This window comes from Trichocoleus sp. FACHB-46 (assembly GCF_014695385.1).
In the GTDB taxonomy this organism is placed as follows: domain Bacteria; phylum Cyanobacteriota; class Cyanobacteriia; order FACHB-46; family FACHB-46; genus Trichocoleus.
Genome location: NZ_JACJOD010000066.1, coordinates 1 through 12,101 on the forward strand (window position 1 = coordinate 1; position 12,101 = coordinate 12,101).

Genomic DNA, 12,101 nt, shown 5'->3' on the forward strand with positions numbered 1-12,101 from the left:
AGTTGGTGCAACGGCGTTGGGTAAATTAAGCCTAGATCCAACCAGTTCCAACGATTTTCAAACCTTATGGCAACCTTGATTCCCGCTTTGAATAGCTGCTTATCTCGGATGACCGCTGGGGGAAAACGGTTAGCTGCCAGATTGGAGACAAAGCTGGAGGATGATTACTTGCTTTGGTATGACGTGCCAATTGGCCCGAAGCAGTTACACCCAGATTTTATTGTTCTGCACCCCATTTCTTCTCTATCTAGATTTCGAAATTGAAGCCCTTTTCTTTAAGCTTCTCGTACTTCTTCTCATTGAAGCTGTATAGCTTCGCAGGTCTGTGATGGACTTCTCCTTGAACTTCATTTAAGTCAACTAAAAGATCCATACTACGGAACTTTCTCAGAAAATTCCTTTTATCTAGTTTTTGTCCAAGTATACTTTCGTAAAGTTTCTGCAACTGAGAAAAAGTAAATTTTTTAGGTAAAAGTTCAAAGCCAATAGGCTGATACCGCACCTTATTTCTAAGCCTTTCAATTGCTTTATCTACGATTTCTTGATGATCAAAAGCTAGATCAGGTAAATCAGTAGTAGAAAACCATTGAGCTTCGCTCGCATCAGTAGCAGCTCTAAGTGAATGCTCACTTAAATTGACTAAAGCGTAGTAAGCAACTGAGGCTACCCACTCACGTGGATCTCTATTTTTTGATCCAAAAGTATAAAGCTGTTCTAAGAATATGTTTTCGACCCCTGCCTCTTCATGCAGTTCCCTTCGAGCAGCATCTTCCAGGGACTCATCTTTATCCATGCGCATGAAGCCACCAGGAAGTGCCCATTTATCTTTAAATGGAGAATTTCTTCGTTGTATCAAAAGTATCTTTAAAGTCTCTTTATCATCTAGCCCGAATACCACACAGTCTACAGATAAGGCTGGTCGAGGATATTTGTAAGAGTAAAGCATTACACGCAGTGGTGGGATGAATATATTGACACAAAGGATATTTGTGTTATATTGACACAAAGTCTTAGTGTCATATTTACATTATCCCACATACAGTGACGAAGAGACGCAGTCTCTTTGAACGAATAACCTAAATCAACATAGAGAATTAAGATGAATAACATTCACCAGTGGAACGAGATTTCTAACAGTTTTAAGCAGGGCTTGATCTTAGGAAACGGAGCAAGTATTGCAGTTCATGGACAATTTAATTACAAAAATCTTTTTCAAAATGCTATTGAGAGAGGCTTCATCAGCGAAGATATAGAAAAAATCTTCAGTCATTTAGAAACTGAAGATTTTGAACTAGTTTTAAAGCTTTTATGGCACACATATAGTATTAACCAGGCATTAGATATTCAAGATGGACGAACCAACCTTGCATATCAGTTAGTTAGAGATGCTTTAATAAAGGCAGTACGAGAAATTCATATTAACTATGATGATGTCAAAGAAAATGACCTACCAAATATTGCAAGTTTTTTAAGGGGCTTTAAAACAATAGTTTCGCTAAACTATGATTTGTTAGTTTATTGGGCAATGATGTATAACAATGACCAGATTGGACAAGAAAAAATATTCAAAGATTGCTTTCTAGATAGTAAATTCCGAGATGACTGGCAGTTTTTTAGAAAACCTCATCGCCGAGAAGATCCAGTTCTTGTTTTTTACCCGCATGGTAATCTCAGTCTAGTAACCAACATCTTTGGGGAGGAAATAAAAGTTAAATCTAATAAACGTCAACTGCTTGAGACAATTATATCTAAGTGGGAAAGAGGCTCTCACACTCCTCTTTTCGTCAGTGAGGGAAATTCTGAACAAAAGGCTAGTGCTATTCAGCGTAGCCCCTATCTAAGAACGGTTTATCAAGAGGTTTTAAGAAATCTTGGCTCTAACATAGCGATATATGGATGGTCTATGAATGATCAAGATCAACATATTCTTAAAGCTATAAGTCAAGGAAGGAATAAAGTCAAAGCCTTAGCTATTTCTGTACGTACAAATTCAGGAAGTATTGAAGAAAAATGTAACGAAATCACTAAAAAAGTAAAAACATTCTTAATTGATCCGGAGCTAGAAATTATCTTTTTCGATTCGGCTAGTGAGGGATGCTGGGTTAATTCTCCCTGTGCTATGGCAGCATAGCTGTGCGACATATTAACTACTACACATTTCACCCCGGCCAACGACCGGGCGAGCCAGCTTTTTACGCAATTATAATCCTGGTTTTAGTAACGTAGTTCCAATAGTTTGACCCTTGTACATCGTAAAATTGTAATTTTACGATATAAATTCCCATGAAGGTCAACCGCCACGGCAAAGCTAAACTCCTCACTCCCAGTGAAGTCACCCAACTATTTGAAGTGCGTCTGACCAATCCAAGGGACAGAGCTTTGTTTGGCGTCTGTTTCTACACAGGTTGCCGCATTGCCGAAGCCTGCTCCCTTAGAACTGAGGACATCTACGGACCTGGGGGTGTGCGATCGCGACTGACACTCAGGAAGGGCAATACCAAAGGAAAGCGATCTACCCGCTCCATTCCAGTGAGGGCAGAACTTGCCGCATTGTTAGCAGCCCATCAATCAAGCGCCGGAAAAATCTATGTCTTCCCCGGTCGTTGGGGCCGGGGGCACATTCACCCAGACTCAACAGCGGCAATTCTGAGGGGAGCATTCGAGGCATTAGGAATTGAAGGGGCTAGTACCCACAGTTTCAGAAGAACTGCTTTAACTAGGATGTCGAACTTGGGTACACCTTTACGGGTAATTCAAGAGATCTCCGGGCACGAAAGTTTGGCTGCACTGCAAGAGTACCTGGAGGTTTCGGATGAGCAGTTGGAACAGGCGATCGCTCAGTTGTGAGAGCAGAAAACAAAGGGTGCCAACAGCCTTTTTGCAGTTTTATGCTGAATTTGTAGGCCGTACTATTCACGATGCTATTCAATTCAAGGCGTGATATTCCTTGCTTATAAATGGCACTTTTGTGGGTGTCAGTAACCGTGGTATTTGAAGCAGGTACATTATGAATTCAGAAATGGATGATGACGAAATCCGAGTTCTAGGAAAGACAGGCCAAACGGTTGTGTATGTTTTTCCGAGCGGAGGAGCTGAAGCGTTGAGAGGTGAACTGCCATCCGAATCCGAGTCTTCCCAGAATTTACTCACTGAACGACTTATAGAAGCAGGATTAATCTCAGCTAGCCAAAGAGATATTGCCTTGCGTGACCAGCAGATTACAGGTATGCAGTTGAGCGAAGTCTTGATCGCACGAGGCTGGATTACTGAAGAAAAGCTACAAGCATTTTTGTAGAGAATACCTTGCCTAAGTACCACTTATTCCCGCATAATAATCACTTCTTATAAAGGTATTAAAGGTTAAAGCCTTAATGCTTTTACTGCGTTATTGTAAGTAGTTGTTGAAGCTTCTCCGGTTATAGCTGCTCTCATATGCTTAAGCTTTATTGACAAAATACATAAACGTCTAATACTTTTATAGAAATAAAGAATTAAACCATTAACCTATATGCTTAAAATTGCCGTATTCAACTTCAAAGGCGGCACTGGCAAATCCACTACGGCTCTAAACCTGGGAGCATTCCTCGCCAAGTCTAAGTTCAATACCCTAGCGATCGACTTGGATGGACAGCGCACCTTGAGCTTTGGTTTGGGATTGGATGGACAAGAGCCGACTGCTCTAGATTGGCTAACTAGTGATGAGGCGATCGCACCCCTAACAACCTCAGTTAAGAATCTTTCGCTCATCCCCGGTGACATTGGGATGTTTAGGCTGACTGCCGAAGCTGACCTGTTCACCTCATCCCTTAATGGTCTAATGCCTTTAGGGTATGGTGTGATATTAATGGACTGTCCACCCAGTTTGAGCGTGGCATCAGTCCAAGCAATCCTCAGCAGCGATCGAGTGTTGGTTCCGACCCTCTGTGAGCCTGCTGCACTCAAGGGATTATCTGAGGCGATCGCCCTCATCCGTGGTGAGAACCCAGATATTCCAATTGAGGTGCTGAGGACTCGCTACAAACCTAGGCTGGTGCTGACGAGAGAAGCTGATGACTTACTGATCGAGTCTGCCGCTGACCTAGGCTATCGATTACTCCACACCACGATTCCAGAAAACATCCAGGTTGCCGAGTCGATTGCCCAACAACAACCAGTGGCAGATTACGCCTCTAGTTCGAGTGGGGCACTGGCTTATCGATCGCTGACTAAGGAATGCACAAAGCTATGGGGGCTTAAGTAATGAGTAATAAAAGAATGGGTGGACTGGGAAAGCTGAGCGACTTTGGTAAAACAGCTAAGACTCAATCTCAACCAGAGCCAGTGGTAGCTGAGGAGCCAAAGATTGAAGAAGTAACTGCTCCCCCTCCTGATTCAACGTCACACCCTGCACCTCAGAAACAAGGTGACGACAAGGGGAAGCTCGTCCCTATCAACATCAAGATTACTCGCCGTCAGCATGAGTGGCTCAATGACACTGCCCGAACTGTGCGGGAAAACAACTCTGAGCCTGTGCCTCCAAATGAGCGGGTATTCCCCCAGCACTTGATTGGAGCAGCGATCGACTTACTCCAAGCTAGCAGTGTGGAGTGGAGCCAAGTCAAGAATGTTGAGGAACTACGAAAGATATTAAACCTTTAGAGGTTTAGAGGTTTAGAAGCTTAGAGTATAAGGCTACTAACTCCTTAAACTATTTGATACTCAACTATTACCTTAATGAAGTGGCGATAAAGGCAAAGTTAAATCCAGGCTTGAGTTCTTGAGATTTGCTAGCTTGGTGCTACTTCACAGAGACTTTCAATAGCACACTATTCCTTGATGGAGACTCACTCATGCGACTCTCAAAGACGCTCATCCTCGGTGTGGCGACCAGCTTCCTGGTGGTCATGGGCGGCACGGGGATGGCGCGGGAATGTGCCGAGAGCTACAATCGCATCCCGATGTATGCGTATCAGAACTTCCTAGTCAACTGGGACGAGCAGGCCGAGCCGCGATTCTACGCGATGATCCGGACGCCCCAAGAGTACGACCAGGTGTTCCATCCCGCACCGATCGCCGGTGATCCCCGCCCGTTCCATCCGGAGGCGAGTCTGTACGAGAAGAGCCAAATCCTCATGGTGGCGCACGTGTTCGCTGCATCTCCCGATCCGTCGAAGGCGGACCGAATTTTCGAAGTTGAGCGGGTGACGACCAAAGCGGGGGAGTTGACGCTGCGTTATCGACTGAAGCGCCCGAAGTCCGACGTTGACGCTGCGCAGTTCAAGTTCTTCCTGGCCATCCAAGTGCCGAGAGCGAATTATCGGAAAGTGACGATCTTCGAGGATGGGAAGCTTGTTGGACAGCTCAAGCCGTCCGAGGGGCTATGGACTGTCCCGAAGCCAGCCCCGGAGTGAGGTGGGGTTAGCAACGGGGGTGGGTAATAAACAGACCAGAGTTTACCAGTCCGCTTGGTGCACGCAAGGGTTAGCTGACGATCATAGTGAGGTCAGCGGCTCTCTCGTCTTACCAAATCTACGGCACCAATAATTCCCTCCTTTCAGAAGCAGCCCCTTTTAGACATGCCCGTAAACAAACTCATCCGCTTTAGGAAGAATTGAGACGTTGATTTAGAAACGAATTTATTTACAGATATTGAGTAGTGGAAGCTGCATTTTGGTTTGGGCAAGGGAAGAGTAAATAAAACGACCGAATATTTGACAGGTTGATGTGAGGTAAAGGATTTGCAGTCCTTTCATGGAAATAGTAAAGCGCCCTCTAGCTATAGGTTGTAGAGAGCGCTTTACTTTTCTTTCCTAAACTTTGCCTAAATATCACTAGAGATCCCCTACACTTTGGGTTTCTGACCCCTACAACCCCAAGGCAGGCTTTAGCTTAAAGTCCTGGTATATCAGGGATTTCAATCATTCTCAGTAGCTGGGATATCAACAGTATCTCAATCGCTTAAGCGCAGCGATCGCTCTAATTGAATAGGCGGTCTAACAACCTTTGTGCCTCAACCGATCATATCTAGACATTCCGGTACAGCGGCTTGTTAGACCGCTCTTTGCTCAATAGAACTATAGTCTCTTGCCTGGTAGTCGCTCAGCTAAAATACGGCTTACTACCTCTTTATGTTTTGCAGGAATAGGCAGGCTTGTAAAGCCTGGCGATAGAGGAAAGCGTGGCTTGAATCGAACCGTCAACACATTTAATTTATCTGTTTCCCAAGCATACGAATTTATTCTTTGCCATCTGATGAGTGAATACATGAAACAAATACCGTTCTCTCTAAACTCAAGTTTATTTAAGCCTAGAGCCATAGAGAAACTAGCGAACGACCACCAAAAGATGAGTTTAGATATTTCTAGTTCCAGGGTAGTATATTCCGGAATTCCATTTAGAGCTGGCGTAAAAAATAACCATGTCTGAATAACTGCAAGTACAACTTGAATCAAGCCAATCCAGAATATAATTTTGCTCTTTAGAGTTCTTCCCACATCTGCTAATAAAGAACCAACTTCTTGCTTTCTAAAAAACCAGCTAATCCATCTTGTACTAATCGCAACAGCAGATAGGATGTAGAAGCTTATCCAACCATAGCGGCCTAATAGTTGAATTACAAAGAAAAGGGCAAATCCAGATAGAAGCCCAAATAAGATCCAAGCAGTTGCATAGCGAAAATTTCTACGGGCAGCTTTGCGTCCTACTATTCGTTCTGCTGCTATGTAGTTAAACAAAACTGAGCCAGCTATCAGAACTACAAAAAAGATTAAGAAATCCAAAAACCACCCCATAACATTTTCCTCAACTCAATAAGTTTTGGCATAATCACCTGAAATAGGGGGAGTTATGTCGAAACTTGCTGTATATTCCCCCCAAAAAAAGTCCCTTTCCATCAGCCTATCATTTCCAAACTTGTCGTTGGCTCATATCCAAGGCAGTATCAACTATGAGCTCTTTTAAACTGTAGTGTCTGGATTGAAAGAGCGATCGCAGTGTAGCTCCCTATTACCCCAAGGCAGGAATTTATTGTTTGAAACTACCCGATAGCAAGAGTTTTCAGTATCTCAATAGCTGAGATATCAACAGTATCTCAATCATGAGAGTAAGGGCGATCACAGAGTTAGCCTTCGCCGCTACCCTGCTAGTACAAAGTGGACTGGATTGTGGTTCCACCACTCAAAAGATGTACTTTTTTGACAACCTACCGTTCTATTTCTTCACAAATGGTTGCATGCCTCATAAACGTATAAATAAAGCCTCATCGTGAGTGTAAATTGCTAATAACCGATATCAGAAAAGACGATATTGAAATCAACAGAGAGGTCATTGCTATTGAGGTTGTTCGCCAGTATTTTCGCTCCTCATGACGCAACGTTGCTAATACACTCGTCATGTAAGGGAAATTGATGCAGCTAGTTTCCTGTTGTTCTCCAACGCCTATCGAGCGTAAAAAAAAGTTGACGGAGAGATTGTCATCTTTCTTATAACCAAACTTTTTCTCAAAGTGATAATACAAACGATTGAATACAATATCCGTTTCAGTTTGAAGTTTTTTTGCCATTAAAGGAACATCAATTGGAACGAATGCTTTCTTCAACCTACTGGGTGATTCTTGTTTAAAGCTAATGTATTTGTCGAAATACATTTTATAGATCATATTCAAGACCTCGAGGTCTGTAGGCAACTTCTGCATAAGTAAAGGGTTTCGACAGCCAAGCTTATTCCTACTACAGCTTCAAACCTCTGAGTTACGGTCAAACTCGCCTCGTTTCCAAATCTTCAGTCGATACAGAAGAGATTTCATCCAACCGATTTAGGTAGTCTTTCACAGTGTTGTAAGCCAAACACTCCTACAACGATGTGGGCCACCAATTCATTTTCGGTATCTAGCAGCGGCTCAGTGTAGCTCTTGAATCTAAAGCCTAGGTTGCTGAGCTGTTGTAGATAGGCGATCGTCTTACGGATGCCTTCGCGACTGAAGCGATCGAGCGATCAAAACACTAATACATCAAACTTTTGCTTCGCTGCATCCTCAAGCATGCGGCTGAAGTCACCACGCTCACGCTTACCCTTGCGAACCGATTCGTGATCAATGTAGATGTCGACAATCTGCCAACCTTGGCGATCGCAAAATTCTTTTAGTTGTAAAAGTTGGTTGTCAGTATCTTGTCCTTTATCTACAGTTGAAATGCGAAGGTATAGAGCACAAATGGTTTACTTCATGCAGCAAGGCTATCAAAAAAGGACCCTTTTTTGATAGGGCTTTTAGTTAAAACTCCCACCCTGATTTAAGGCCGTTTCAGCCTCGTCAATTTATATCCCTTTTTTGATAGTCCTTGATTGCTCAGTACGTAATCAATGATCGCGATCGCCAGGACAATGCAGGATTTGATGCTCTCGATAAGCAATCAAAATAATCGAGATAGCCATCTATGTAATCCTTCTCTGCAACCAAGCCTTTAGGATGTGGAGTCGTTACTTGTTCTCACCGCTCATCATTGGCTTTTTCTGGTTCAATATATTCGTACAAATATGGTCATAACTTCAGAAAATGAATTCTCGTTTTGATGAGACTGATTGACGCCTGAAAGAGGAAATTGTCTGTCATGGTTCCAGACCTTTAAAGTGTAGTAATCCTCTGGATAGACCCGGGAGAATCTACACTCCTCTTTTCTGCGGTCGCAGTTAGGAAGGCTTACTGAAGTTCTGCTTAACGCTGCTCGTAAGCAAGGCCAATGGTTAACCTTTCAAAAGCTTCTTAAGGGCGAAGTGGGCTGGATGGCGCTACTTGGTTAACCATTGACTGACTCTGCGGTTGGCTTGTGGATGGGGCGCAGGGGCGACCTGTAGCATCAACAAAATAGCAATTCTGGGCTCCGAAACTGGTTGAAGCCAGCTCCACCCTTGGAGCGTTTTGATTACATAGTTTGCCTAGGTCAAATGTTTGCCCATTTTCCGCTTGGAAATAACAAAGAGGTACATCTGTGTTGGGATTGACGACAGCAGGGTAAGATGCCTCACCCACAGGCAATTGGCTGAAAGCCACCTCTGGCAAGAAAGCAGTTAGGGCTGCAGAGACTAAGGCGGTCAAGCGTAAAGATCTCAGCATTATATTTGACCTCGTATTTTGCTAAACGTGTCTTTGAAGTGTGTTTTTCAAGTTGTCACTAACCCAATTTGCATCACAGCTCGCACTGTGATCACTGCTCCTAATAAGGCAATTCCTAAAGCTCCTAGGGCAGGCAGGACTTTGGCTAATTGTGTCTGGACGGGCAATCCCTCAAACAGGCGCTTGGTGCAAACCAGAAGTAATCCCAAGCCAGTCAGCACTCCTGCCAATCCCAAACTAAAGGCCAAAACTAACACGATGCCAAAGCCAACACGACCTAAGGCGATTGCACTCAGCAACAACACTAAGGCAGAAGGGCAAGGTAACAAACCGCCAGAGATGCCTAAGGCTAGCAAGTTCCGCCAAGTAACCGGGGTGCCATCCGCTCCAAGGGGTAAATGCGAGTGAGTATGACCTCCATGACTGTGGCTATGAGTATCTAAGTGAGCCTCGTGCTCGTGTTCATGAGGATGAGGGTGTTCATGAGCGTGACCATGAGAATGAGGGTGATGCTCATGAGCGTGACCATGCAAATGGTGAGTAGGTTTCTGGCTTCTGCGCGATGACCAACGACTGAACCACTGGTTGCCGTGCATGCGACTGAAGAACAAGTTGAGGCCTAGGCCGACCACAATCAGCCCAGAAATTGCACTCAGCCAAGGATAAAGCTGTTCTGGCAAAATAAACTGAGAAGCAAACAGGGCGACTAACCCTAGGGCGAAGATACCAGTTGTATGGGCGATGGTAGTAGTCAGCCCCAAAAACAAAGCGTGCTGGACCGTGGCACGTGACCCGACTAGGTAAGCGCCAACAATGGTTTTGCCATGTCCCGGTGTCAGAGCGTGCATGGCTCCCCACAGAAAAGCCCCGGCGATCGCGATCGGCACACTTGCCGCTAGCTGCCAAGGCGACCCTTGGATTAACGCCGATTCCCGATTTTCAGGACTAAAGATGGCATTCTGCACTTGTCCTTGATGAAAAATGGTCGCTAGACAACGGGCTGTCGGCACTCCTGGTAAAAACAAATCGTAGTAAATTTTCAGCCCTTGAATCGGACGGAGCCAAGTGTAAGTCAGGAGTAAGGTGCTATGAGTCCCTGCTGTCGCTTGCAGATTAGATGGCAGCGTAGTCGTGTCGGCGGGTTGAACCGTTAAAGTACTGGTTTGGCGCTGGGAATCACTCAGCCGGATGCGATCGCTTAAAAAACGCTGAATCTCACTTTGGTGTTTGGTGACTTCCGGTGGGGAAAGCTGGTTATCCTGGTTATCATCGGCTGAGGCCAGTAGACCTGTAGGAAAGGTAAGTGTGATTTGAGCTTGAGTTTCAGCTACCCTAATCTCTGCCACCGCCAAGTCTGCCCAATGCGATTGACTCGGCGTCGCAGTTGCGGCCCAAAGCAAGAGAGACCCCAAAAGGGAAAACAGACTGAGCCTGAGCAGGCGATACCACTTTCTATTCACAACATTCATAACCCTGTCAATCCTGCTTCTGATCAAGAATTCAGCTCAACCCTAAAAGTCCTACCCCTAAACCCAAAGCCCGCTGAGCTTGCTGATCAAAGGTAGGATCTGCTTCTTGGGCTAACTGGAAAAAATGTTGAGCCTCCGCTGGGTTGCCTAAGGTTTGTTCAATCACACCCGCTCGGTGGAACAAAGCTGCATCTCGAATCCCTGGTTGCAGTGCTGCCTGCATTGCTTGCCGTGCTTCTGGCCAACGTCCTGCGCTAGATAAGGCCCAAGCAAAGGTATCTAGAGTTTCAGCATCCCGCCGCGCCCGCACCTCTTGCTGCATCAAGGTCAATGCCTCCGCCTTATCCTCTGGTCTGCCTCGCTCTAGCAACAAGTGCGCCAGTTCGCGACGATGACCAAACCCGGTCAGATCTTCCCGTAACCGCGCCTCTGCTCGATCTCGCCAAGATTGGGCCGCAGCCGTATCTCCTAACAGTTCCTTGACGCGGGCCATGCCACGCATCACCACATGATCATGAACGGTTGGGGATTTTTGAGAAGTTAAAGCAAACTGAGAATAATAACGCTCTGCTGCCCGATAATTTCCCTGCCGTACCTCTAGTTCAGCTAGATTCAGTAGAGCTGGGGGATACTGGGGCAAAATCCGCAACGTTTCTCTGTAAAGTGCCTGTGCTTGCGGAAGTTGGCCTCGCTTGAAGTACAACCGCCCTAAGAGGGTACGTGCCCAGACAGAACTCCCGGTTTCCTCGGGTTCTTCTACGGCGATCGCCTGTTGTAAATCTTGAATTGCTGCTTGATTTTGGCCTTGAGCCACCTTCACTAAAGCCCGTTGCGTTAAGGCTCCTAGAGAAGGAGTCTGCTTCACAAGTTGCTCTGCCGCTGTGTTAGCCGCTGCAATATCACCTAGCGCTAAGTGGGCCGTGGTCCCAATAGAGAGTGCATCTGGGCTACCTGGGGCTTGCTTCAACAGGCGCAAAGCTTCAGCAAAATCATGTCTTGCAGTTGCCACTCGGGCCAGGACCAAAACTGCTTCAGAGTTAGAGAAGGATAAGTTAGCCAACGACTGTTGCGCCGTTTGCTCTGCCAGTAAATACCAACTGCTTTCCCCTGTGGCGCGCGCCATTTTTATGTAAGTTCTAGCCAAAGCTGCCCGATTCAGCCCTCCTTTTGGGTCTGAGAGAATCCGCGTTTGATAGAAAGCCATCTCTCGTTCCAGCGATTGCGTCACCTTGCCCGGATCAGGGCGAGAGAACTGATAGCGATACAAGGGATTGAGCTGTGCCCTAGACTGCTGTTGCCACAAGCCCAAGCCAATTGGAATCAAAACAAGCAGGCCCACGACAGGCAGAGCCACCAAACGCGGTGACGATAGAACTGCTCTGAGCCTGTTTTGCCAAGCTGCTGAAGCGTCGTAGTTTATCAGTTTCACAGCTCTTACTCCTTAGTGCTCCCCGTCTCATCTATGCTTGCGACGCATCTCAATCCCCTTGTACCTACCTACGGGTAGGCGTTACCACCAAAGCAGAGAAACGCATTGAAGGTTT

Annotated in this window: 12 protein-coding genes; 6 read left to right on the forward strand and 6 right to left on the reverse strand. The window is 45.6% G+C overall.

Annotated features, from left to right (window positions below; translation table 11 throughout):
* Positions 1-247: 247 nt before the first annotated feature.
* Positions 248-946, reverse strand: a complete 699-nt coding sequence (locus H6F72_RS26300) for an NUDIX domain-containing protein (protein WP_190442460.1) — start codon at positions 944-946, stop codon at positions 248-250.
* A gap of 153 nt (positions 947-1,099) precedes the next feature.
* Between H6F72_RS26300 and H6F72_RS26305 the strand changes: the two genes are divergently transcribed.
* The 6 genes from H6F72_RS26305 to H6F72_RS26330 all read left to right on the forward strand — a co-directional run bounded on the left by H6F72_RS26305 (position 1,100) and on the right by H6F72_RS26330 (position 5,390).
* Complete coding sequence (locus tag H6F72_RS26305) at positions 1,100-2,131, forward strand: DUF4917 family protein (RefSeq protein WP_190442462.1); 1,032 nt, start codon at positions 1,100-1,102, stop codon at positions 2,129-2,131.
* Between the two features lie 152 nt (positions 2,132-2,283).
* A complete protein-coding gene (locus H6F72_RS26310; protein WP_190442464.1) occupies positions 2,284-2,847 on the forward strand; it encodes a site-specific integrase in 564 nt (187 codons plus the stop codon).
* Positions 2,848-3,007: 160 nt separating this feature from the next.
* The gene (locus tag H6F72_RS26315; protein WP_190442466.1) at positions 3,008-3,295 is read left to right on the forward strand and encodes a hypothetical protein; all 288 of its coding nucleotides are present in this window, start codon (positions 3,008-3,010) and stop codon (positions 3,293-3,295) included.
* 213 nt (positions 3,296-3,508) lie between these two features.
* Complete coding sequence (locus H6F72_RS26320; RefSeq protein WP_190442468.1) at positions 3,509-4,240, forward strand: ParA family protein; 732 nt, start codon at positions 3,509-3,511, stop codon at positions 4,238-4,240.
* Positions 4,240-4,638 (forward strand): hypothetical protein, encoded by a 399-nt coding sequence (locus tag H6F72_RS26325; RefSeq protein WP_190442470.1) that lies wholly within the window; start codon positions 4,240-4,242, stop codon positions 4,636-4,638. Before H6F72_RS26320 ends, H6F72_RS26325 begins: the two co-directional genes overlap by 1 nt.
* 191 nt (positions 4,639-4,829) lie before the next feature.
* Entirely contained in the window at positions 4,830-5,390 is a 561-nt protein-coding gene (locus tag H6F72_RS26330; protein WP_190442471.1) for a hypothetical protein, read from the forward strand.
* 663 nt (positions 5,391-6,053) lie between these two features.
* Here the strand turns inward: H6F72_RS26330 and H6F72_RS26335 are convergent.
* The 5 genes from H6F72_RS26335 to H6F72_RS26355 all read right to left on the reverse strand — a co-directional run bounded on the left by H6F72_RS26335 (position 6,054) and on the right by H6F72_RS26355 (position 11,986).
* Positions 6,054-6,770: a DUF5673 domain-containing protein gene (locus H6F72_RS26335; protein ID WP_190442475.1), complete on the reverse strand. Its 717-nt coding sequence runs from the start codon at positions 6,768-6,770 to the stop codon at positions 6,054-6,056.
* Between the two features lie 1,201 nt (positions 6,771-7,971).
* Positions 7,972-8,190, reverse strand: a complete 219-nt coding sequence (locus tag H6F72_RS31255) for a recombinase family protein (RefSeq protein ID WP_190442515.1) — start codon at positions 8,188-8,190, stop codon at positions 7,972-7,974.
* Positions 8,191-8,737: 547 nt separating this feature from the next.
* Positions 8,738-9,088, reverse strand: coding sequence for a hypothetical protein (locus tag H6F72_RS26345; protein WP_190442476.1), 351 nt, complete (start codon positions 9,086-9,088; stop codon positions 8,738-8,740).
* Between the two features lie 47 nt (positions 9,089-9,135).
* Positions 9,136-10,557: a nickel/cobalt transporter gene (locus H6F72_RS26350; protein ID WP_199299326.1), complete on the reverse strand. Its 1,422-nt coding sequence runs from the start codon at positions 10,555-10,557 to the stop codon at positions 9,136-9,138.
* A 31-nt stretch (positions 10,558-10,588) separates the two neighbouring features.
* Positions 10,589-11,986, reverse strand: a complete 1,398-nt coding sequence (locus H6F72_RS26355; protein ID WP_348252585.1) for a tetratricopeptide repeat protein — start codon at positions 11,984-11,986, stop codon at positions 10,589-10,591.
* Between the last annotated feature and the right edge of the window lie 115 nt (positions 11,987-12,101).